The organism is Xanthomonas sp. NCPPB 1128 (assembly GCF_001043115.1).
Classification (GTDB): domain Bacteria; phylum Pseudomonadota; class Gammaproteobacteria; order Xanthomonadales; family Xanthomonadaceae; genus Xanthomonas_A.
This window is the reverse complement of record NZ_LFME01000002.1, coordinates 131,809-154,104: the sequence shown is the minus strand read 5'-3', so window position 1 is coordinate 154,104 and position 22,296 is coordinate 131,809. Positions and strand designations below refer to the sequence as shown.

23 protein-coding genes are annotated in these 22,296 nt (G+C 67.9%); 1 reads left to right on the top strand and 22 read right to left on the bottom strand.

The genetic code is table 11. The features are described from left to right. Window positions 1–54: 54 nt before the first annotated feature. The gene (locus ACP93_RS02710) at window positions 55–327 is read right to left on the bottom strand and encodes a type 1 periplasmic-binding domain-containing protein (RefSeq protein WP_048489373.1); all 273 of its coding nucleotides are present in this window, start codon (window positions 325–327) and stop codon (window positions 55–57) included. A 527-nt stretch (window positions 328–854) separates the two neighbouring features. Beyond that, the gene (gene dusA / locus ACP93_RS02705) at window positions 855–1,835 is read right to left on the bottom strand and encodes a tRNA dihydrouridine(20/20a) synthase DusA (RefSeq protein WP_048489252.1); all 981 of its coding nucleotides are present in this window, start codon (window positions 1,833–1,835) and stop codon (window positions 855–857) included. Between the two features lie 135 nt (window positions 1,836–1,970). Between dusA and ACP93_RS02700 the strand changes: the two genes are divergently transcribed. After that, the gene (locus ACP93_RS02700; protein WP_048489251.1) at window positions 1,971–3,038 is read left to right on the top strand and encodes a site-specific integrase; all 1,068 of its coding nucleotides are present in this window, start codon (window positions 1,971–1,973) and stop codon (window positions 3,036–3,038) included. A gap of 320 nt (window positions 3,039–3,358) precedes the next feature. Here the strand turns inward: ACP93_RS02700 and ACP93_RS02690 are convergent, their stop codons facing one another. The 20 genes from ACP93_RS02690 to ACP93_RS02600 form a co-directional block, all read right to left on the bottom strand. Further along, window positions 3,359–4,633: a hypothetical protein gene (locus ACP93_RS02690; RefSeq protein WP_048489249.1), complete on the bottom strand. Its 1,275-nt coding sequence runs from the start codon at window positions 4,631–4,633 to the stop codon at window positions 3,359–3,361. Beyond that, on the bottom strand, window positions 4,626–5,420 hold the full coding sequence (locus ACP93_RS02685) for a hypothetical protein (RefSeq protein WP_131721574.1): 795 nt from the start codon (window positions 5,418–5,420) through the stop codon (window positions 4,626–4,628). Before ACP93_RS02685 ends, ACP93_RS02690 begins: the two co-directional genes overlap by 8 nt. A gap of 110 nt (window positions 5,421–5,530) precedes the next feature. Next, the gene (locus ACP93_RS02680) at window positions 5,531–7,768 is read right to left on the bottom strand and encodes a hypothetical protein (protein ID WP_053069673.1); all 2,238 of its coding nucleotides are present in this window, start codon (window positions 7,766–7,768) and stop codon (window positions 5,531–5,533) included. Beyond that, entirely contained in the window at window positions 7,758–9,191 is a 1,434-nt protein-coding gene (locus ACP93_RS02675) for a hypothetical protein (RefSeq protein WP_131721573.1), read from the bottom strand. The genes ACP93_RS02680 and ACP93_RS02675 overlap by 11 nt, the downstream gene beginning before the upstream one ends. 152 nt (window positions 9,192–9,343) lie before the next feature. Continuing rightward, a complete protein-coding gene (locus ACP93_RS20805) occupies window positions 9,344–10,039 on the bottom strand; it encodes a hypothetical protein (RefSeq protein ID WP_131721572.1) in 696 nt (231 codons plus the stop codon). A 2-nt stretch (window positions 10,040–10,041) separates the two neighbouring features. Further along, on the bottom strand, window positions 10,042–10,488 hold the full coding sequence (locus tag ACP93_RS02665) for a hypothetical protein (protein ID WP_053069669.1): 447 nt from the start codon (window positions 10,486–10,488) through the stop codon (window positions 10,042–10,044). Then, window positions 10,485–13,442 carry a packaged DNA stabilization protein gene (locus ACP93_RS20800; RefSeq protein WP_053069667.1) on the bottom strand — a complete coding sequence of 986 codons (2,958 nt, stop codon included), beginning with the start codon at window positions 13,440–13,442 and terminating at the stop codon, window positions 10,485–10,487. Before ACP93_RS20800 ends, ACP93_RS02665 begins: the two co-directional genes overlap by 4 nt. Continuing rightward, on the bottom strand, window positions 13,442–13,855 hold the full coding sequence (locus ACP93_RS02655) for a packaged DNA stabilization gp4 family protein (RefSeq protein WP_048489246.1): 414 nt from the start codon (window positions 13,853–13,855) through the stop codon (window positions 13,442–13,444). The genes ACP93_RS20800 and ACP93_RS02655 overlap by 1 nt, the downstream gene beginning before the upstream one ends. Continuing rightward, window positions 13,852–13,998, bottom strand: coding sequence for a hypothetical protein (locus ACP93_RS21985; RefSeq protein WP_157862424.1), 147 nt, complete (start codon window positions 13,996–13,998; stop codon window positions 13,852–13,854). The genes ACP93_RS02655 and ACP93_RS21985 overlap by 4 nt, the downstream gene beginning before the upstream one ends. Window positions 13,999–14,054: 56 nt before the next feature. Continuing rightward, window positions 14,055–15,263, bottom strand: a complete 1,209-nt coding sequence (locus ACP93_RS02650) for a P22 phage major capsid protein family protein (RefSeq protein ID WP_048489245.1) — start codon at window positions 15,261–15,263, stop codon at window positions 14,055–14,057. Between the two features lie 16 nt (window positions 15,264–15,279). After that, window positions 15,280–16,149, bottom strand: a complete 870-nt coding sequence (locus ACP93_RS02645; protein WP_048489244.1) for a hypothetical protein — start codon at window positions 16,147–16,149, stop codon at window positions 15,280–15,282. A gap of 45 nt (window positions 16,150–16,194) precedes the next feature. Further along, window positions 16,195–18,222: a portal protein gene (locus tag ACP93_RS02640; protein WP_048489243.1), complete on the bottom strand. Its 2,028-nt coding sequence runs from the start codon at window positions 18,220–18,222 to the stop codon at window positions 16,195–16,197. Further along, on the bottom strand, window positions 18,222–19,568 hold the full coding sequence (locus ACP93_RS02635; RefSeq protein ID WP_048489242.1) for a PBSX family phage terminase large subunit: 1,347 nt from the start codon (window positions 19,566–19,568) through the stop codon (window positions 18,222–18,224). Before ACP93_RS02635 ends, ACP93_RS02640 begins: the two co-directional genes overlap by 1 nt. Next, window positions 19,549–20,076 carry a terminase small subunit-like protein gene (locus ACP93_RS02630; RefSeq protein ID WP_053069665.1) on the bottom strand — a complete coding sequence of 176 codons (528 nt, stop codon included), beginning with the start codon at window positions 20,074–20,076 and terminating at the stop codon, window positions 19,549–19,551. Before ACP93_RS02630 ends, ACP93_RS02635 begins: the two co-directional genes overlap by 20 nt. Before the next feature lie 193 nt (window positions 20,077–20,269). Then, window positions 20,270–20,671 (bottom strand): hypothetical protein, encoded by a 402-nt coding sequence (locus ACP93_RS02625; RefSeq protein WP_048489241.1) that lies wholly within the window; start codon window positions 20,669–20,671, stop codon window positions 20,270–20,272. Next, window positions 20,668–20,958: a hypothetical protein gene (locus tag ACP93_RS02620; protein WP_048489240.1), complete on the bottom strand. Its 291-nt coding sequence runs from the start codon at window positions 20,956–20,958 to the stop codon at window positions 20,668–20,670. The genes ACP93_RS02625 and ACP93_RS02620 overlap by 4 nt, the downstream gene beginning before the upstream one ends. 2 nt (window positions 20,959–20,960) lie before the next feature. Next, window positions 20,961–21,323: a Gp49 family protein gene (locus tag ACP93_RS02615; RefSeq protein ID WP_048489239.1), complete on the bottom strand. Its 363-nt coding sequence runs from the start codon at window positions 21,321–21,323 to the stop codon at window positions 20,961–20,963. Between the two features lie 9 nt (window positions 21,324–21,332). Next, window positions 21,333–21,770, bottom strand: coding sequence for a hypothetical protein (locus ACP93_RS02610; RefSeq protein ID WP_048489238.1), 438 nt, complete (start codon window positions 21,768–21,770; stop codon window positions 21,333–21,335). Further along, complete coding sequence (locus ACP93_RS02605) at window positions 21,767–21,988, bottom strand: DUF7940 domain-containing protein (protein WP_048489237.1); 222 nt, start codon at window positions 21,986–21,988, stop codon at window positions 21,767–21,769. The genes ACP93_RS02610 and ACP93_RS02605 overlap by 4 nt, the downstream gene beginning before the upstream one ends. Further along, window positions 21,985–22,296 carry a coiled-coil domain-containing protein gene (locus tag ACP93_RS02600; RefSeq protein ID WP_048489236.1) on the bottom strand — a complete coding sequence of 104 codons (312 nt, stop codon included), beginning with the start codon at window positions 22,294–22,296 and terminating at the stop codon, window positions 21,985–21,987. Before ACP93_RS02600 ends, ACP93_RS02605 begins: the two co-directional genes overlap by 4 nt.

Below are 22,296 nucleotides of genomic sequence, written 5' to 3'. Positions count from 1 at the left end.
ACAGGTGGCCGGTGGCCGGGGCGGTATGTGGAACCTGAACCGAACTATCCGGACTCACGGGTGATCGTCGCGTGGTGGCTCAGGGGGCTCGCCCGACCGCGGCGCCCGCGGCGGTGCCGCGCGGCCAGGCTGCGGATCGTCCATGTAGCGTACCCGCCCACGGCCGTCCATGTACTTGACGCGGTTGATGTCGCGACCGTCAAACGGCACCCGTTCGGCACCGAGGATCTGCCCGCCGGTGGAGCGCTGTACCCGGCGCACCGCGTCGGACAGCGAACTGCCGGCGTAGTCGCGGTTGCGGCCCGCGTCGCGCTCCGGCGGCGCCATCGCGCCCGGCATGGGCGGCTGCTGCGCACGGCCGTGCCCAGCCGCGACCGACGCCAGCGCGAGCGCGAATACGGCGGCAAAGCGGTAGTGGCGGGAAGCGGGAGAAGTCACGACGGGCATCCTAACGGACTGATCGGAAACGTTCAAAACTTGTGAAGCGCGACACCTCTCGGGAAGGAAGACGACCTCGAGAAATCGAGGCAAATTCTTGATTTTTCGGGGTGAATCCGGTCTGAACTTTTCCGGACGCCGCGGGCGACATTCAGTCAAATGAACCTGTGGAGGAACGATGCAAGGGCCGCGCCAGCGGCCTGGAGAGGCCTTTCGGCAAGTGCTTCGCAGCGTCTCCTGAGGGCTAGAGACTAACCCTTGATTCCTGAACGGACTCCCTGAACGAAGTGGCGGAATCGGGATAAAGATCCGTCGCCGATCGAGCCACTCTCCATCCTGCAGGTTCGTGAGGAGGCGCTTCCAGCCGCCCCCGAGCGGGCACGGCACCCCGCCACGTTTCGACTGAACCCGCCGGATCACGCGGCCGCGCGCGCTGCCCCGTCGGTGACCGCCAGCGCCCGCTCCAGCAGCGCCCAGTCCGCGCCCGGCCGGTGCGCGCCTTCGCTGAGCACCTGGCGGAAGGCGCGACCGCCGGGCTGACCGTGGAACAGGCCGAGCAAGTGGCGGGTGATGTGCTTGAGCGCCAGGCCCTCGGCCAGGCGCGCCTCCACGTAGGGCCGCAGGGCGCGCAGCAACTCGGCGCGCGGGCGCAGGGCAGCGCCGGTCAGAGCCGCATCCAGCCGATGCAGGACGTAGGGGTCGTGGTAGGCGGCGCGACCCAGCATCACCCCGTCCACCGCGTGCAACTGCGCCTGCGCCGTCTCCACCGCGGCCAGGCCGCCGTTGAGCACCACCTGCAACTGCGGCCGCTCGCGCTTGAGCCGGTGCGCCCAGTCGTAGCGCAGCGGCGGCACCTCGCGGTTCTCCTTCGGCGACAGCCCCTGCAGCCAGGCGTTGCGCGCATGCACCACGAACAGCCCGCAGCCGGCGGCGGCGACCTGGTCGACGAAGGCCAGGAACACCGCGTAATCGTCGTCCTGGTCCACGCCCAGCCGGCACTTCACGGTCACCGGGATGTCGACGGCCTCGACCATCGCCGCCACGCACTCGGCGACCAGCGCCGGCTCGCGCATCAGGCAGGCACCGAAGCGCCCGGCCTGGACCCGGTCGGACGGGCAGCCGCAATTGAGATTGATCTCGTCGTAGCCCCAGTCCTGGCCGATCCGCGCCGCCTGCGCCAGCAGCGCCGGCTCGCTGCCGCCGAGCTGCAGGGCAAGCGGATGCTCGGACGCGTCGAAATCCAGCAGCCGCGCGCGATCGCCCAGCACCACCGCATTGGCGTGCACCATCTCGGTGTACAGCCGCGCAGATGGTGCCAGCAACCGGTGGAACACCCGGCAGTGGCGGTCGGTCCAGTCCATCATCGGGGCAACGGAAATAGCCGAAGCCTTGTGCATCAACGATTCTTCTTTTGAGTCAGCCACATGTGCTTCCCGTCAATTCCCGCGCAGACACAACTTTTCCCATCGATTCCCGCCGACAAGTACCATAGTTGTACCACCTCGCAGCCTGGTACAACGGACGGTACACCGATGGCAACACTGCAACCCCGCGGCAAGCGCTGGCGCGCCATTGTGCGCCGAAAGGGCCATGCCGCCCAAACCAAGACGTTCCCCACCAAGACTGCCGCCAAGACCTGGGCCGACCGGATCGAGCGCGAGCTGGCGGAGCTGGACGCGCGCGGTGAGAAGGCCGGACGCGACATGACGATCAGCGAGCTGATCGACTGGCGGACCGAGAAGCTTGGCGGAGTGAAGGCGATCAGCAAGACCCAGGCCGGCAACATGAGCCGGCTGCGCGAAGGACTGGGGGCGATCGTGGCCCAGCGGCTGACGGCCAACGACATCATCGAGCACGCGCGCCGCCGCGTTGAGGGGCGGCACGTCATGGCGGACGGCCAACTGATTCCAGCCTGCGCACCGGCGACCATGAACGTCGAACTCGGCTACCTGTCGGAGCTGCTGAAGCTCGCTGCTCCCATGCTCGGCGTGCGCCAGGCGGGTGACCCAGTCGCCGATGCACGGCCGGTGTTGCGCCTTCTGAAGCTGGTTGGCAAGTCGAAGCGGCGGGAGCGGCGACCCACGGCAGAAGAGCTGCAACGCCTGCGTGCGCACTTCGAGGCCTCGGCCTGGCGCTCCGAGATCCCGATGGCCGACATCATCGACTTCGCCATCATGACGGCGAAGCGGGAGAGCGAGATCACGCGCTTACTATGGTCCGACCTCGATGCCAGTACGAGGACAGCACTGCTGCGCGATGCAAAGCACCCGCGGCACAAAGATGGCAACCACAAGCGGTTCGCGCTGCTGGGCGAAGCGTGGACGCTGGTGCAGCGGCAGCCCAGGACCGCCGACGAAGACCGCATCTTCCCCTACAACTCCAAATCGGTGGGGACAGCGTTCACCCGGGCCTGCGCCAAGCTGCGGATCGAGAACCTGCACTTCCACGACCTACGCCACGAGGGCACGTCGCGCCTGTTTGAACAGGGCTACGACATACCGGAGGTTGCGTCGGTGACGCTGCACGAGTCATGGACCGAACTGAAGCGGTACACGCAGCTCCGCCCCGAATCCCTTCACCGGGATCCGAAAGCGGGGTGAATTGCAGGATGAATCGGCTACCGCCGGTACGCGCCTCGCCTCGACGCTCCTGGCAGATCATGCCCTCGCGCCGCCACCCACCGGGTCACCCACCTGATCCCCTGTTCCTGGCTGGCGGCGACGCCGCGATGCGTCATGTCGTGCCAGTAGAGCCAGATCTCCCACTTCCCATCATCACGCACTCGCACCCCGGCTACGCCATTGCTGTTGTGCCGCAGCAGTGCGACATCGTCGTAGATCAGCCAGCGGTATGACGGGGGGAGCATGCCGGCGATGCTACGCGGTGCCGTCGCACCGGCCGAGACAGCAGCCTGAATTGCTTAGAGTTCGGCGACCAGCAGGTAGCTGGCGATGAATGCGAAGGGGCCTGTAGCGGCCACAAAGATCTCCACGCCACTCGTGCTGCTGGTCGAGTCGATGCTCGAACAGCCGTAGACGTAGTTGACGCTGGAGAACGTCACAGTCGGCGCGGCGCGCATGCTGAAGGGCAGCCAGGTGCCGGCGCCGGACGTGGCACTACCATTAGAGCGCAGCGTGAGCGATCCGGCCCGGCAGTACCACTGGCAGAGCGCCATCTCCTCTGGCTGTTTGAGATACTCGAAGGGGCTGGCGAAGCTGCCGCGCTCGAGTTGCGGCCGGCTGTACGTCACACCGGTAGCGGTGATCTGCAACGTCATGTTGCCGCTGCCGGTAGGCGTCAGCGTGACGCTGCGGCGCCCGCTGCCGGCGGTGATCGTCCCCGTGGCACCTCCCACGCTGACGCTGAGGCTGCCGCTCGGATCTTCAACGCTCAAGGTCAGAGGCTGGCCCCAGGCGCCCTGGGGGTTCTCGATGACCTGCTGCAGCGGGCCGCTGGTGTGGCTGATGAGGCCGGCGCTGTTGACGGAAACGTTGCACCCACCGCTGCCGGCCCGCCACCGGTCGTAGCCGTAGGCACCCGCGGCGAGCGCGCCACCGCCGAAATTGCGCTGGTTGACCTGCATGCTGGCGTTGATGAGCAGGTTGCGCCCGGCGTCCAGCGCGGCCCGCGCGCGCGCGCCTGTGAACCACATGTTGGTCGGCGTGGCGCCCTCGGCCAGGTCGTCAGTCGTCGCCGCGGCAGCGCCGGCCACGCGCCCCTTCGCATCGCGCAGGATCTTCAACAGCGCGGCGCCGGTGGCGCCGGCGTTGGGCAGGTCAGCCAGGCCGATCGTGACCACGTTGCTGGTGGCGTCGACGGCGCGCGACAGGTCGGCCGTCACGCCAACAGCATCGGCGACCAGGTGCCACCCGCGCAGCCCGTCCGGCCCGGTGCCGTAGTAGAAGGTGTTGCCCGGGGCGTCGCTGTCGCCGTCCAGCATGATCTGGACCGCACCCGCCGCCGGTGAGCCGTCTAACTGGACGGACCCGATGCCGCGCAGCGAGAAGGTCGCGGAGCCACTGCCGGCCGGCAGTGCGGCCACCTTGGCCGCCAGCGCGTCGATCTGCGCCTGCAGGTCGGTGTCGCTGCCGGCCGCATCGCGCAGCATCAGGAAGAAGGTGTGCCACTCCTGCGTGACCAAGCCACCCTGCGAGGCGATCGGCGCCTGGACGCGGGGGATCGCGATATCAGGCACTGGTCGGCCCTTCCGCAACCCAGTCGAACGGCAGCGCAGCGATGAACGAGGCGTTCGACTGGCCGAAGTCGTCGCTGTCGAACTGAACACTGAAGCCCGTGGCCGACTTCGCGATGATCGCCGGCACGCCGATTTGGCCGCCGGCGGTGTGCGTCACGTTGCGAGGGATGACGGTGATCGCGTACGGGTCGCCGCTGAAGGGATTGAGGAACGTCACGCTGCGCGAAGTCTGCCGCGCATTGGACGCCGGCGCGCTGTCGCTGCCCCACTGGCGCAGGTACGTGCCGATCTTCACCCGATTGGTGAAGTTCTGGACCGGCAGATCGGGGATCGTCGGCTGCGCGATCCAGATCAGATTGCTGCCGTCGGTGCTCAGGATCTTGTTCGCTGAGCCGGTCGGGTCCGGCACCTGCAGCACGTCGGCCCAGATCAGGTTCGAGCCATCCGTGGCCAGGAACTTGCCGGCCACCAGCGCGGGGATGGTTGCGCCCGCGCCCGCGCCGGAATCCACGTCCCGCGTCCAGACGGACGTGCCGTCGGCAGCCTTGAGCACGACGGTGTAGGCGCCGCTCAGCCAGATGTTGACGTTGGCGCGGCCGGAGCTGTCGAGCTGCACCGGGTTGGTGTTGAGCGTGGTCAGGGTCGAATCGGACCAGGTGTCCTTGGCCGTGGTGGTGCCCTGGGCGAAGAATTGCAGCGCGCCGCCGGCCAGCGGCTTGATCCCGGGCAGGTCGAGGAAGACCGGGGCGGGGTTGAAAAAGCGGTATCCTGACATCGGTTTCTCCAACAAAAAGCCCCGGACGGGGCCGGGGCTGGGTCATGGCGCAAGATTGGCGGTACAAGCGGGAGCCGGACGGCTTGGGACTCAAGGAATACGTCCTGCTCCTCGGTGCAGCTCTATCGTTGGGTGGTGCCGCGGTTGGCGCGGCCGTCTTTGTCTTGACGCGCCTGCTCTAGCACGTCTGCAGCCGCGGCCAGATCTTGGTCGCCGCTCCGCTGTGCGGCTTGGCGCATCGCTTGGACCTGGCCGAGGATCGCGCCCTGCGGCAACTTGGTGGTCTGGGCCAGCGCGGTGACAACGCGAGGATTCGTCATCAGCCTTGCGGTCAAGTTGGCGCCGACGCCGCCGGATATCAGGCTGCCGGTCGTGATCAGGCTCGGATCGAATAGCGAAGCAACGAGGCTCGCTCCGTAGGTCAGCGCCGCCGCGCGGTTCGCCGTGCCCGAAGGGTTCGCGTAGACCTTGGCCCCGTCCTTGATGTTGCTCGCCACGCGCGCGATGCGGTCCATGTTCTGGCTGAACCCGCCGCCGTAGCGGTCGAATAGAGCCCGCTTTGCCTCTGGACTGACCCGGTTCCAGTTGGTCAGGAACGTGGCGGCCGAGAAGACATCACCCGCGGCGTCCTGTGCGCCTGGTGTCGCCAGGCCCATGCGCCTGATGACCGCCGCCGTAACAGCTCTCTGACCATCCGGAGGCAGGGACTGCATCACAGCGCGCAACGTGGTCCCGCCATCCTGAGTGCCAGACATCGTCGCGGCGTAGACCTTCTCCGGGCCGCCGTTCTTGTCCACCACCCGCTGGATCTGCTCGAGGCGTTCGGACGACACGCGGGTGTAGGTGTTGGCGCGCCGCGCCGCGCGCACCGCGTCGGGACCCTGCGCAGCGGCGACCGCTTCCATGTCGCGCGAGAGGGCTGCATAAATGCCGCTGAGCTGACGGGCCGGCGTGTCAGGGGTCATGGAAAAGTCGCTCATCCGCTCGCCTACTTCGGTGCGGATCCTGCGCAGCGCTTCGTATGGGATCTGGCCGCCGCCAGCCTGCAGGTCTGCCTCAAGGTTGGAGCGCAATCGCTGCAACCATGGATTCACGAGCGCCCCCGTAGTCGCGGCAGCACCAGCGGTCGGCTGCGTCATGGCGGCCAGAGCGTTCGTGGTGTTGGTCATCGGCGTGGCAGTGCTCGCCGGGATGAAGCGGTCGGCCTCCGAGTAGAGGGCGCGACGCGCGGCCCCGACATTGTTCTCGAACGTCTGCACGCCAGCCTCGATTGCCCTGCCGGCTCGCTCAGCGCTCGCATTGCGCGACAGGCTCTCGCCCATACCCTGCAGCCCGGCGCCTACGTCGTCGGCCTGGCGCTCTGCAAAGCGGGTCATGACGCCCGTACTGGTCGGCGCTGCCGCCAGCAGGTTCTCGACGCCCTGCAGCGTCCGATTGCCCGAGGCTTGTGCAACGGAGGGATTGGCTCCCAGCGCAGCGAAGTCATCGATGGTGCGCTGCATCTGCGCACCACTGGATCCGCGCACCAGCCCGCGCGCGCCAGCGGCGCCCAGCGTCGCCAGCAAGTTCGGCCCGAGGCCGCCGGCCAGCGATGCAGCCAGCTGCGCGCCGGTGCCGCCGCCAGCCTCGCGCGTAGCGGACGCGGCACCGGAGCCTGCAGCCGCACTTACCGCCTGCGCGACAGGCTGCGTCGTCAGCAGGTTGGCCAGGCGATTGGTCACTGGTGCGGCGGCGGCGCGCCCCAGGTTGGTCAACGCGTTGATGCCGCCGCCGATGCCCATGGTCAGGCCTGTCCCGGTCAGCGCCTCGCCCATGTCGCTGATGATGCGCTCCTGCGCCGTCTGCGGTCGGCGCATGCCCATCTCGTCGGCAACTTGGCCAGCAGCATCGCGGTACGACTTCCCGCCCGTGCCCAGCTGCGTACCCCAGCCCGCAGCCTGGTCGATCGGGTCCAGGACGTAGTGGTTTAGTGCGTCGCCGCCCAAGGAGCCATACAGCCCTGCCGCGCCCTGCATCACCTGTCGGCCGCCGATCTCGCCTAGGAACCGGCCCAGGGCGGTGCCTTCCTGCACCTGAGGCACGGCCGGCTGACCCGAGACCATGCGCGCTAGGGCGCTGTTGTTCGCTGCCGGCGCTTCTTCCTGCGCCTGCGCTTGCGGGGCCGCGACACCCGGCTGGTCATCCCACACGACCTGGGATAGGTCGATCGGCTGTTGCGCGGCGGCTGCGGCCTGCTGGGCGCGCAGCTGGCTCTCGCTCACGCCGCCGGTGATGTCGATCTCCAGCGGCTGCTGGCCGCCGGCAGGCTGTGGCGCGTCGTCCCACTTCACCTGCGCCAGCAGAGACGGGTCAATTTCCATAGCTCGTGGTCCCGTCGCTGAACTGGACGACCTTGCGGCCATCGGGAAGGGTGCCGGTGCGCACGATTGTGCGGCCGCCAGCGGTGCCCTGCTGCAGCTGCGGCTGCGCCGATGGCGCGCCCGCGGTTGGCGGCGCACCGCCGTACTGCCGCTGGTAGGCGGCCTGCATGCGACCCTTCGCGGCGTTCGCGTAGTCGATGACCTTTTTCAGGTTCGCGCGGAACGACTCCGCGGACTGCGACCCGGCCAGCGCGGCCAGGTTCGACTGCAGCAGCGTGTTTTCCTGTTCGGACACGCTGCCCAGTGCGCCGCCGGTCTTCGACGCGTCGCGCATCGCCTGCAGGACACCGAAGCCGACCTGCGACCGCAGCGTGTCCAGCTCCGCGCGCGCGTTCGCGGCCGCAGAACCTGGCACGTCAGGGATGGCGCCGCGCAGCCCCGTGATGCCGTCGAGGCCTGGGTGATTGGCCAGGGCCGACGCCTGGGCCGCGAGGCGATCCAGATTGGACGTGGCGTCCTGCAGCGCCGTGTAGGCCGGCGCGGCCGCTGCCTGCTTGGTGGCGTTCGACTTGATCTGCGCTTCCCCGGCCGCGGTGCTGAGCGCGGCATTCGTGCGCATGCCCAGCTCCTGGGGCAGGTACTGCAACTGCGCCGCCTGCTTCGCCGCCTCGGTCGCGGCGGCCTGCTCTTCCGGCGCGCGGCCCACGAACGTGCCGGCGTTGGTTGCGGGCATGGCCGGCCGGCTGCCACCACTGAACTGCGAGGCCCGGCCCCGCAGGAACCGATCGACCTGGTCGGCCGGGATGCCGGCGGCGATCATCTGGTTGGCCAGTTGCGCGTCCTGCTCGATCACCTGCTGGCCGCCGCCTTGTGGCAGCACCGGCGCGCTGGGCGCCGACATCGCGCCCACGACGCCGCCGGTCTGCGGATCGAAGCTGGTGCCGTCCGGTAGGTCGATGCGCCCCGTGCGGCCGTTTAGCACGCCGATGCGCTCGCGGCCATCCGGGCCAGTGAACTTGACCTGCGTGAAGCCCGAGCTGGACGCGCGCCCCTCCTGCCCCAGCGCGATCTTCGCGGCGTTCTGGTACTCGGGCGTGCCCGGCTGCAGGCCGGCCGCTGCTGCCTTCATCTGGAACTCGCGGAAGCCAGTCGGCGTGCCGCCCTTGAGGTCGGGATCCAGGTACGCGGTCTGCGCCAGAAACGCGCCGATGCCCTGCGCCTCCTGCGCCGGGTCCATGTCCAGCGGATAGGCCGTGCCGGGCTTCAGCGTGTCCATGAATGGCTTGATCGTCTGCCGCGCGGCCATGATCTGCTGCTGGTTGCCAGATTGCAGAGCCGCCTGCAGATACTTCGCCGCACCACGCGCCTTCAGCGCCAGGTTGTCGCCTGCGCCGGCGTAGGCCTGGGCGGCCTGCGGGTCCACTGCAGCAGCCTGCGCGAACGCCGCCGGATCTCCAGCCACGACCCGCGGCGCCAGATTGGTGAGCTTGTTCTGGTTGAGCTGCTGGCGCTGCTGGTCGACGATCGCATTGCCGGCCTGGTATCCGCCCATGAAGTCGGTCAGTCCGTTGGCCATCATGCCGCCCTCGCGAAGTTGGTCAGGTTGTTGCCGAAGTTGTAGTTGCTGCCGGCGCCGGTGGTTGCCTGCAAGCCATACAGCGATCCGTTGCCGTAGCTGCTGGCGCGGCCGCCGCCGGCATAGTTGGTCAGGAGATTGCTGCCCAAATTGGTGCCGATCCCCGTCAGCAACCCAGTCAGCGCGGCGTCCGTAGAGCCGTTCGACAGCGCCAGGTTGGCGTTCGTGGATCCCACCGCGTTGGCATAGCCGGTGTTGACGCCAGCCAGCGCGCCTGCCGCCGACTGGCCCATGCCCGCAAGGCCCGACAACCGGTTGTAGAAGTTGCCGTAGTTCTGCGATGCCAGGCCGGAGGCGTAGTCCATCAGGTCCGCACTGTGGCCGCCCGAGTAGAGGCTGCCGCTGGCGGCCGCGCTACGGTCCAGCGCCTGGATGCCCTGGTCGCGCGTCCATGCGTAGTCCGGCGACTCCTTGAAGCTGTCGAAGTTGCCGGCGTTGAGCTGCTGGATCTGCGTCAGCGCGTTCTGCCCCGCCGTCAGGTAGGGCTGCATGTTGGCGTTGTTTGCCGCCCATGCCTGTGTCTGCGCCGCGTTCGACGCATTGGCTGCGTCCTTCGCCGCGTTCTTCTGCTGATTCGCGGAATACGCCCCGCCAATGGCCGTCACCGCGGCGGCTCCAACTGCTACCCAGCCCATGGTTACTCCCCTTCGTGCGTGATGGCCGGAAGAGGCTCCGGCTCGATGAACTTGGACTCGATCGACGCCACGTCCCGCAGCTTGGTGGGGTGGACGTTGATCCAGATGGTGTCGGTGTGGGCGTAGCCCACTTTCTTGCAGCCCGCGGGCGACGTGAACACCGCCGGCGCGCAAAGCCGCCGCACGCCTTCGGGTGTGGTGACTTCGATCTCGCCCTGCGCCAGGATGTTCAGGGTGGCGAATCTGTGGACCTTCCCGGTCAGCACGGTGCCCGCGGGAATGAAGACCTCGCGGCAGTAGATGCCATCGGCAAAGTGATGCTTCACGGGGATGTCTGCCTGCGGGTACTTGCGTAGTTCAGCCTCAAGCGCACGCAACTGCTCCATGGTCGGGTGTCGCCCAGCCCTGGCCAGCGGGCCAGCGCTCTCGTCGTGGTCTTCGTTGCTCATCGCAGCATCCTGATAGTGGCCACCGCGCCCTCAAGCTCGGTCGGCAGGGGTGAGCTGGTGCGGATGCGCCATACGCGATTGCGCAGGCGCCCGAGGTTGTTGATCTGGATCCGCTTGCCGTACTCGCCGACTTCGCCCAGGTCGCGCCGGATCCAGTTGGTGTAGTTGCGGCCGTCGTCCGAGTAGCAGATCTCGATCGCGCGGTCCGGTAGCTCGGCCTGGGTGCGGTAGCGCCCCTGCAGCCAGTGCCCGCGCGGGTAGTTTCCGTAGTCGCCCCACTCGCTTGTGAGCGACGGGAACTGAGGGTATGGCCGTGCATCCCACGTCCACGCGATCATGTTGTCGGTGGAGAGCATCGCGCCGCCGTGCTCGCGCCAGTAGCCGATCGTCGCCTCGTAGTAGCTCCGCTGCGCTAAGTCGTCGCGCAGGCCGGTCGAGAAGTACGGCAGCGTCGACTCGCTGCTGTTGGGGTCGAAGAACACGTTCGGTTGGTTCGGCCCCCTATTGATCGCCGGACATCCATACTCCGTGAACCATATGGGCTTGCTGCCAGGGACCCATGCGGTGGCCGTCGTCTCGACGCCGGCGGCGCGCGCCACGTGCGTGTTGCTCCACCAACCGCGGATGTCCTTTTGCCGATAGACCCAGGGCTTGCCGTAGGCGCCATCGGTGATGGGTGCCTTGATGTTGTTCGCGCGGTCCACGTAGTACCAGTCGAACAGCTCGCCGCCCTCGATGTTCGACTGCAGATACGGAACGCTGTAGATCAGGCTCGGGTTGTCGTCGGCGCGCACGTTCGCGATCGGCAGGTAGTTGTCGATGCCCACGAAATCGATGTTGCTGTCCGCCCACAGCGGATCCAGGTGGAAGTTGAGCGTTCCGTCGGGGTACTGCCGGCTGTGGTACTCGGTCCAGTCCGCAGCGTAGGAGACCAGCGCCGTCGGCATGGCCGCCTTGACGCCGGCGGCGATCGTGCGCAGCTGCGCGACGGCCGGGTACACCGTGGCGGCCGAGCGGACCTGCGTGATTCCGACCATTTCCGACCCGATCAGGAACACGTCGACGCCGCCAGCGCTGGCGCACAGGTCGCGGTAGTGCGCGATGAAGCGCGCAAACCCCCAAGTCCGGCTGAAGAACGTGTCGATCTGTGTGCCGGCCGCGGCGGTGCCGTCGGGGGTGCCGGCCTGCCCGGGCGCCGGGTAGCACGTCACGCGGCCTCGCCACGGGTTGATCGGCTGGCTGCTGCCGCCGTAAGGGTTCGGCAGCGTGTTCCCGGCCGGCACGTCCATCAGCACGAACGGATAGAACACGATGCGCTTGCCCTGCGCGCGCAGATACTGGATCACCTGCACGATCGAGTCGTCGGACGGCGTCGAGCCGTACACGCTGTGGCCGCCGTTGGGATCGGACACGAACGTGACCAACGTGGCGGTGCTGGCGGTGACGCCGGCCACCTGCCAGTTGCTCGGCGACCAGGACACGCTGCCCTGCGTGCCCGGCGCGACCGCCAGGCGCGGCTTGATCTGACACTGGCCGGCGCGCAGGTCGTCGCCGAACCACGACACCACCAGGCTCACGGTGTTGCAGGTCGGCAGCGAGGCGAACAGCTGTTCCAGCGCAACGATCACGTCCGTCTTGCCGGTGCCGGTGTGCTGGTTCTCCACCACCGGCAGCTGCGCGCCGACGGTACGCGTGTGCGCCACCGTCGAGTAGGCGAAGCTGCCGGTGGAAGGGATCAGCGTTACGCCGGAGATGTCGAGCGAAGGCTGCGGGTCCTCCTGGCTGGCCGCACCGGTGCGCACCAGCAGTTCCAGGTACGGCACCTCCAGCGCGTTCATGTCGGCCGTGGTGGGCTGCGAAACGCGCTCGCGCACGATCGGCTGGCTCCCTTCCAGCGCATAGTCCTCGTCCAGCACCCACAGCTGGCCGCTGAAGGCGTCGCCGGCGACCCAGATGCCGTTCCACTTCACCAGGTGGCTCACGCGCCAGCGATCCAGCCCGAACGACGTGGCGCGGTGCCATAGCCGGGTGACCACGTCATGGCCATAGGTGCGCCCGTCCGGCAGCGTCAGGTAGTAGACCTTGTGGCGGCTGCCCTCCCATGCGAACGCGTATGCCTGCGACCAGTTCTGGCCGCGGATCGCGTCCTGCAAAGGGCCGTTCGAGATCGGCACCGCCTGGTAGCCGTCGAGGCGGTACACCACACCATCGTTGCCCAGCCACATCGGGCTGTTGTCCAGGTTCACCACGGAATCGGCGCTGGCACACCCCCGCTCCACCACGACGCCCTTGTTCTTGAACGTTTTGGTGTTGGTGCCCGAGTCGTAGAAGAACTCGATTGTGGTCTCGTTGAAGACCACGACCTCCTTCTGCGACACGGTCAGCGTGACGATCTTGTCCGGCGATGCTTCGGACTCGTAGCGGTCGAGCGTGTTGTAGTTCTTGGCGTCCGCCAGTTGGCTGTGGAACCAGAAGCGGCCGAACGGCTCGACCTGCGGCAGGTAGCTGTCGATGTACCCCGCGGACTTCGCGCCGGGGTAGCCCTCGTCGGAGATCCGCGCCAGGTTGCCGGCGACCGTGTCCCAGACGTAGCCGCTCTGGCCGTTGGCGACCAGCAACTGGTTGCCGCCGGTGATCTGGTTGTGCGCCATGTGCACGCGCGTGACGCCCGGGATGATGCCGCGCGCCGTGGCCACCACCTTGGACGACACCTGGTAGAGCTTGTTGCCCGACACGGCGAACAGCGCGCCCTCGGCCACGTGCAGGCCGCGGATCGGGCCGTTGGCCAGGTCCACGAGCGGCCGCAGGCCCGGCCGCGACACCAGCTTCATGCGCGTGCGCGTGCCCTGCGTCTCGGCGACCTCGGGAATCCAGTTGATGCAGTCCTCCGCGCACCACTCCAGCGCGTGGTCAGCGGCAAAGCCGCCCAGCAGGTCGAGCGGTTGGGTACGCATCAGCAGTTGAATCCGTCGCGCCAGCTGCCGGCGGGCCTACCCTGACCGCACGGCAGGTCCGGATATTCCAGGCGCTGGAAGCTGTTGGAGATCTCGCGTGCCTTGAGGGTCGAATAGCCCACCGAGGCGCGCGCCAGCACGTCTGGCTCCAGCTCACAGCCGTACCGCGGCCGCAGACTAACTGCCAGGTTGTCGGTGATGGCCTGCTCGGCCTCGGGCGGCGCCGGCAGGGTGTCGCCAGGATTCGAGACGTCGCTCCAGCCGAGCGCTGGGCCGTCAATCTCCCACACGCGCATCATCAGGTTGAGCGCGCGGATGCCGGCTGCCATGTCCTCGGCCTCGGGCGCCTCGCGCGGGTCCAGCACCCGCAGGAGGCACAGAGCGTCGGTCACGATCCTGGCGACGGCGGTCACTTGTCGCCCTTGCCCTTGGCCGGGCGCTCGCCGAGCGGCAGGAAGCCGTTGGCTTTCTGCGCGTCCTGCTCTTCCTGGCTCTGGACGATGACGGTATCGCCCTCCAGCTCGCCGCCTTGGTACAGCATCTTCGGGAATTCCATGGTGCACTCCTGATCGAAACGGAAAGGGGCCAGCCCGAAGGCCGGCCCCTGTGGGGTTACTCGGTGATGCGCACCGAGTGGTCGGGACGCACCGCGGCCTCGCCGTACAGCACGTCGATACGGGTGTTCTCCCGGTCGTTGTAGCCGTCGCCGAAGGTCATCACGCGGACGCTGACCTTGCCGATGGTGGCGGTGTAGCCCTCGCAGGACGCCAGCACCGGCAGCGGCGCGAAAGCGGCGGCGAACGCATCGCGGTGGAAGCCGATGCCCTGGCGCTTGCTCTGCGAGGCGGTGCCGAACACGGTGATCGCCGCGCTGTTCGCCGGCGATGCAGTGACGGTGCCGATGTAGGTCGAGGTGACCGGGTAGATCGCCGGGAAGATCGAGACGCTGCCCGCGCCGCCGGCGTAGTCTGCGGTGACCACGAACATGCGCGGCTGCCCGGTATCCGCACCGGTGATCGGGTGCACCGCGTTGACGCCGGCGATGGTGAAGACCGTACCGCGGGTCAGCGCACCGGTGCCGGTCGTCACCGCCAGCAGGTTGCCCGTCTGGCCAGCGCCATTGACCGCGTAGCCGGAGCCGGCGCCGTTGGCCTGCACCGACAGACCCTGCTGCTCGTAGAAGTCGAATCCGGCGAAGCGCCCGACGGCGTTCTCGCTGAACTCCTCCTCCAACTCGCCCTTCGTGTGGAACAGGGGCGAGTTGGCCTCGGCCAGCGCGATGTTCGCGTCGGACGAGAAGTGCAGGCTGCGGTCACCGCTGGGCGCCAGGAAGCGGTTCAGCATGGCGCTGGCCGCGCGGTACGGCGTGCGGGTGCTCGGGATCGTGCCCCAGGTGCCCACCACGTTGGCGGTCTGGTAGCGCATGCGGTTCAGGAGGTCCGCATTGATCTTGGAGCTGAGCGCCTGCATGGCCGGCTTCAGGAACCGCTTCTTGAAGTCGGTCAGCTCGAGCTTCTTCTCCTTCGCGCCGAAGGTCAGGCCGACGTGCTTCTGGGTGTCCAGGATCAGGTTGACGTAGCTCTCGTTGGTCGACGGCGCGGTGGAGCTGCCGCCGGCGAACACGTTGCCGTCGAACACGACCGGGGTGGGCGGGATCATCACCTTGACGGTGTCGCCCTTGCCGTAGCCGTTGACCTCCTCGCCGAACTCGATCGAGCGGTCGGTGTTGATGTTGCTGACGACTTCGTTTTCTTCCACCAGCATCTTGGCCGCCTCGCGGGCAACCATCTGGTGGGTCAGTGCTTGGCCGACGTTGGCCATGGTGAACTCCTATGGGTTATCGCTTGCGCCTGCGCTCCCGGTCACGCGCGTACCACTGGTCGTCGGTGAGCTTTTCCGGCGGGGTTTCCGCTGGCGCACGACCGCCGACGCGCGGCGCGGGGGCCGGCGCTTGGGAAATGGGTTTGGGTTGGGTGGCGATTGCCGGAGTGGCCAGTGCGTTCGCCGCGGCCGCGGCAGGCGCAATCGGTTCCGGCGGCGCATCGCTCATGCGCGCGGCGTAGCGGGCCAGCGCCCGCTCCAGTAGCTCGGGGCGTGTGGACGCCAACTGCAGCAGCTCGTCCTCGTTCTGGGCGAGCCGATAAGCGATCTCCGGCCCCTTTTCGTGGGCGATGATCGCGGCCTGAAGCTCCGGCAGCAGCAGCGAGGGATCCATCGAACCGACGACCTCGAGGTAGTCCTCATGGATCGCGGCGAATGCGTTTGCGCGCTGCGCATACGCGTTGGCGGTTTCCTGCTGCTTCTGGGCTTCGGCCTTGGTCTGGTTTTCCGCGTCCCACTGCTTGCGGGCCTCGGCCAGCTCGTGCTGGATCTTGGCGCGCTGGTACGCGTCTTCATCGAAATTGAAGTCCTCCGGCTTCGGCGCACCCTTCGGTTCGGGCGCCTTCGGCAGGCGGGCTTCGATGTCGGCGATCTTGCGGCGGTACTCGGCGTTCTCCGCGTTCAGCCGCTGGATGTAGTCGCGCGTGCGGTTGCGCTTGCGCTCCGCATCGGCCTTGTCCTTGTCGGCGGCCGGCTGCTGGGCGGCCGCATCGGCCTCCATGCGCTGCGCTTCGATGTCGTTGCGCGGCTGCGGCTGCTGGGCCTGGGTGTTCCCTTCGGCCACGGTCTGGCCGCCCTGGGGCAGGGCTTCGGTGTTGTCGCTCATCTCATCCTCTCGGGTTTCGGCCAAGCCGGGCCGATGCGGGCGGCGTTACGCCGTGGGTGCGGGCAAAGAAAAACCGCCTTGCGGCGGTTGATTGGGCATCTGGGCGGGCATCGGCATGCCCTGCGGGTCGGGTAGCGGCGGCGCGCCCGGCGGCGCTGCCGTGGCCTGCAGCTGCTGCAGGATGGCTGGCAGCATCTGCTGCAGCTGGAGCTGCTGAGCGATCGTCAGGTTCTCCAACTGCTGGCCCTCGGCCTGGGCCTGCGCCAACTGCGCTTGCGCGGCGGTCTTGCCGGCTTCCGCCTGCACCTTCGGGTCAGGCTGCTGCGGCTTCGGCGGCTCCTCGCCGTCCTTCGGAGGGATGACGCCCTGCTCCACCAGGATCTTGCGGAACGCTTCGTCCAGCTCCTCCGATCCCGGCAGATCCATGTTCTTGATCGCGGTGTATGCCATGAGCGCGGCGATCGGCGGCGGCAGGCCCGGCCCCATCTGGCCAAGCATCTGGGTGAACGCGTCGACAGCCTCCATGCGCTGGGTGGCGAAGCTCGGGCCGACGGTGATGGTCACGTCGTACTTCCCCTTGCGGATGTCGTTGAGCACTATGGTTTGCCCGGTCTCCGGGTCCACCACCTCCTGGTAGAGGGTCTTCCACTTCTCGCCGCCGTCGGCGCCGAGCACGCGCACGACGCGCTGGGTGTCGTACACCCGCGGGATCATGTCGACCAGGATCTCGTAGGTGTACTGGATCGCGTAGCCCAGGTTGTCCAGGTAGTTGAAGGTCGCCACCGCGCCCTGCAGCTTGCGCGCGTTGATCGCGCGGCCGCTGGTCTCGTTCGACGTGGCGCCCAGGCTGGCGTTGTAGCGGCCGGTGCTGGCCTTGATGTCCTCGTTGTCCATCGCCGCCAGCTGCAGCAGCGCGGCCGGGATCTCAGCCTGCTGCGAGCGCTTCGGGATGTCGGTCGCGGCGTCCGCCAGGGGCAGGTACGGGAAGTCCTCGGAATTCGCTGCCTTCCAAAAATTCTCGTACCCCTTGATGTCCTTCATCCTCAAGATGAAGGGCGCTTTCGGCGACTTCGCCACGGCCTCGATCGCCGCGGTGCGGTGCACGTTGTGCAAGCGCTGCTGGTCCTTATTCGCGCGGACCATGCCCTGCCAGTAGTCCTCGCCGTCGATATTGTCGATGTTGCCCCAGACCGGCACCAGGCCGATGTACTTGCTCGGGAACACCTGCGGCTCGGTCAGCCACTGGCTGCCGTTGCTCAGCCGGACCTTCACGACGTGAGAGTCCACGGTACGCCGGCGCAGGATCTGCAGGCCGGCCAGCGCCAGCTCGTCCTCGTCCAGTCCAGCCTCGTCGGCGAACACCACCGCGCCGCTGCTCAGCGCCCACAGCTCGCGCTTCTTCGGCTCCTTGTACCAGTATTCGACGATGCGGACCTTGCCGGCCTCGCGCCACTTCGACTGGTCGTGTGCCGCGTCGCCTTCGAAGTCAGCCAGGGGCACGTCCGGCCACTGCCGCTCGTAGTCGGCCTCGGGGATCAGTTCTTCCACGAACGCGAAGTTCGCGTCGCGCCGATCGATCTCCTGGGCCGCGGCGTCGAACTTCACGGCGTAGGGGTTGCGCACCGCCTTGATGCAGATGTCCTGCTCGAAGTCGTCGTCGTTGATGTAGTCGGTGCAGATCCGCCACACGCCGAAGCCGCCCTTCAGCGCCTTCTCGTAGGCGATGTCGTAGGCGCGGTCGGCGTTGCTCACCGACTCGATGTTGCGGCAGATGCCCTGCATGATCTCGGCCAAGCCGGTGTCGCTCTCCTCCGACGGGCGCACCTTGCCCTGCGGCCGGCCCTGACGCATCTCGTTGACCACGTCGCGGATGTGCGGGTAAAGCTTCGGGAACTCGTAGGTCGGCCGGTTGCGCCGGCGAGCCTTCAGCTGCTTGTCCCACTGCTCGCCGGGGATCGTGACGAACCGCTCGTCCTCGCGCGCCGCGTCGTACAGCTTGCTGCACGCCTCGGTCGCTCGGTCGTATCGCTTGCGCATCTCGGCCAGCGCGTCGTTGTCGGTGCGATCTGCCATCAGTAATCCGTTGGGTAGTCCATCAGACCGGAGGTGTCGGCCACGGTCGTGTGGTCGGTGCTCAGGTAGTCCACGGCCATCAGGCCGAATGCGTCGGAGCCGTGGCTGGCCCAGTCGTGGTTCGGGCCGAAGCCGATGTTGCGCTTCTCGTCGCGCTTCTCGTGATACCAGCCCAAGGCCGCTCGGCCGGCGCCGGTGGCGTCCGCCTCTTTGCCTTCCAGGCCTTCCCGTGCATCACGGACCATGGCGTTGTTGAACCACACGCTGGGCAGCACGCGCCGCGCCGCCTCGATGCGAGTCATCGCCGCGCCGACTCCCATATTGGGAATCACGCGAACCTCGAAGCCAGCTTTGCGCAACTCGCTCTCGTAGCTGACCGCATGCACCTTGTCGTGCGCTGCGCCGTCGTGTGGAAGCACGCAGGCAGCGCGATCGAAGCCGTTCCGGCGCAGCCAGTCCACGTGCGTTGCCAGCGGCTGCCCGACCGCCTCGTAGTAGCGCACCACGGGGATAGACCGACCGATGAACTGAACGATCCAGATTGCGCAAGCGTCGGCCTTGGCACCCGTGCCGCCGATGTCCCAGTAGGCCCGCAAGGTCATGAGCGGGTCTGCCGCGACACGGCTGATTCGCCCCTCTTCCTTGGCCTGCGCCAGCGCCGCGGCGTAGTACGCGCCGCTGATCGCCGTCTTCATCCCGCCTTCCCAGATGTGGTCGTAGCTGTCCGGCCGCTTCTCCTTGTCCTCAAGGCGCTTGCGGTTCAGCGACTCCGGGAAGAAAGGGTTGTCCCGCCAGTTCAGCTCAACGATCTTGCTGCGCGCCGGCGGATCATCGCGGAACCGCTTGTGCGTCGCGCTGGCTTCCCGCTCAGGGTTCCAGGTCACCCAGATCTCGGACCCTTCCTCCCGAACGGTCGGGATTGCCTTCTCCCAGGCCGTCTCGCTGACGTTCTCCGCTTCGTCCACCCACAACAGCAGGATGCGCGCCTTGGACTTGATGCTGTCCAGGTTGCGGCGCAGGCCGATGAAGACGAACTCAACCCTGCGGTCAGCGGTGCGGATGTACTCCTCGCCGACATCGAAGTGCGCGGCCAGCCACGGCTCCGACTGGATCGCCGCCTTGACCTCGGCCATGGACGACTCGGCCAGCGAGTTCATGAACTCGCGACCGCACACCACTACACCCCGGCGCCCTTCCTGCGCCCACATGAGAGCGCGAACCGCCGCCATCTTGGCGAAGCTGCGCGTCTTGGCTGAGCCGCGTCCACCGTAGGCGCCGCGGAAGTCAGCCTCACCGGCGAAGACCGGCACCAGCTTGGGCGGCAGTTCAATCCGGACTGTGGTCATCCGCTACCTGCGAGCCGGTCGCCGCCACCAGCTCAATGCGGGTCACCGACTGAACCGGCGCGCCGCCTGGGCCGCTGATCTCCTGAGCCACCTTGTCGCCCCAGCGCTTCGGGTTGAACTTCGCCAGCAGCTTCAGGCGGGTCTCAATGCGCAGCTTGGAGCGCTGGACGTGCTCGCCGTTGAACTGCAGCGCGATCTCGTCGCCCTTCTCTGCCGCGCGGTCCATCCAGTCGTTCCGGCTGTCGTCGGCGATTTCCAGGCACTGCTCGGCCAGTGCTTCCTCGCCCAGCTCCCTCGCGCACGCGATGGCGGCGGATACGTGCCGAGCACGCTCGGTCAGCTTGTCGTCGGCGTCCCGCTCGTTGATCCAGTCGCGAACGGTACGTGGAGCCAGTGCGGTGCCCTCGTCGCTGATCTCGCGGCAGATGACCGTCAGCGGCCGGCCCTTGGCCAGCTCCTGGCAGATGCGGTCCAGCAGCGCCTGGCTGTACTTGCTGGGGCGTGCCATCAGCAGCAGCCCCCGAGGTGAAGCGTCTGGGCGGCGGGACTCGAACCCGCTGGCAATGCCCTGGAGACGCCTATCGTTTCCGGCGTGGCGTTGCGGGCCTGGTCATTGAACCCAGCACACACCGGCGATTGGCTCCCGTCGCAAGCTTCTGCGCCGGCTCCTGCACACCCAGACGCGGCAATCGTACTACGCATCACGCTGGCACCGCCGTCAGCACCAGCGGGCCGGCCTGCACCGCCTCGTCGCCGAAGAACGGCATCGACGGCACGACGATCACGTAGCGCTGCACGTAGGTCTCGCCGTTGTCCAGCGTGGCCACGCAGCGTAGCGCCACCTGCCCGGGGAAGCCGACGCGCACCTGCACCTGCGCCGTGCGTGCGTTCGGGATGGCCGCGTCGCTCATCGACGCCACGCCCAGGCTGGACAGCCGCCACTCGGCCGAGGCGATCGAGCGGGCCGGCGACAGCGCTCCGTTGAAGTCGGCCACGACGCAGCGGCGCTCACCGGGCGGCACGCTGACCTGGTGGATGCGGGTGCGGTCGTGCGCCGAGACGTAGGCGCGGCTGACGGTGCCGATTTCGTCGCAGGCGCTCACGGCTTGCTCTGCTCCTGGGCCGGCGCGGTCAGGCGGCGGATCTCACCCATGCGCTGGTCGCAGTCGGTCTGGCTCGGGATGTTGGTGTTGTAGGCGGACACCACGGCCTCGATCGAGCGCTGCTGCGCATGCACCGGGGGGCAGCCGGCGGTCAGGCTCTTGGGCAGCTGCGCCGGCACCTCGACACGCACGTAGACCTTCTCGGGGATCTGCGGCTTCACCGGGGCGGAGCACCCACCCCAGCCAGCGAGCGGAAGCAGCACGACGATCAACAGGAGGCGGTGCATCGTCAGCCCGCCAGCTTGTCGCGCAGCCGGAAGCCCAGCAGCGGCCAGACTTTCGCCACGGCGTTCTGCCGCGCGATCTTGCGGCCGATCTCGGCGTCGAAGTTCTCCGGGCTGGCGCAGGCCGATTCGCCGGTGACGGTGAAGCCGTTGCGCAGCACGAGCACGCAGAAGGTGAGCATTTCCAGGGGTGCATGCGGCAAGGAGTCCTCACCATGAAACTTGGTCAGCGCGAACTCGCTGGCCGCGCCATGGGACGCGGTGAAGTAGTACTCGCTGGCGATCTCCGCCTCGATGTCCGCCGGCTTCACGCGCGGCGCGGTCAGGCCCTTGGCCTGGATTTCCTGTTCGATCTGGTGGTCGGTCATGGCCTGCTCCTACAGCAGTGGGATCTCGGGGCACAGCTCTATCGCGAGCTGCGAGCGGCAAGTTGCATTGGCCTTGGCCGCCTGCAGGGCCTTGTCGGCGCGCGCGGCGGCCGCGGCGGCGGCGCTGGTGGCCTTCGCGGCACGAGCGTCGGCGATCTCGGCGGCTCGCTTCCAGTCGTCCGCTCGCTGCTTCGCCAGCGCGGTATCGCGGTTGACGTCGGCCAGCGCCGCGCCGCACGCGTTCGCCGACGCCAGGCGGTCGGCGGCGAGTTGCTCGGCCTTGGCCTGCGCCTTGCCGGCAGCCGCCACCTTGTCGGCGGCGTCGGCGCTCTTCATGCGCTGGCCTAGGTTGCAGCCAGCGATTAGCACGACGCCGGCCAGCAGGCAGTAGCCGACCACGCGGATAGTGGCGAGGTAAGGGCGCGCGGGGTCCGGGGTGGCGATCATGCGCGCGGCGCCGGGGAGTTCTGCCGCACGATGCGCGCGATCACGCCGGCGGCGCCCATGCTTCGGATGATCCACTTCGCCGGGCCGGGAAGCTCATCCATCCAGCCGAGCGCGGCCACGCCGTTGTAGATGTCCGGCAACAGCGCGATACCAGCGAACACCTGGACGCTGGCCAGCTTCCACGCGCGGCGCCAGTCCTCGATCAGTTCGACCTTCATTTCATACCTCGGAGCTGCTTCAGCTCCTTGATTTCCTGGTCGTGCTGCTCGACCTTGATCTGCGTCTTCGCGACTTCCAGCTTCAACGCCGGCACGTCCGCCAACTGCGTGTTGATGGTCTGCAGCTGCTGCGTCATCGTCGCCAGTTGCTGCGCGGTGGCCTGCTGCTGGCCGAGCATCGACTGCACCGACCCCAGCAGCCAGTAGCCGCACATGACGATCGCCGCGCCCATGACGCCGGCGGCCCAGCGCTCCACAGGCCCCAGCGCGACACGTGCGCGGCCGTCGTTGCCTGGCTGCACTTCCAT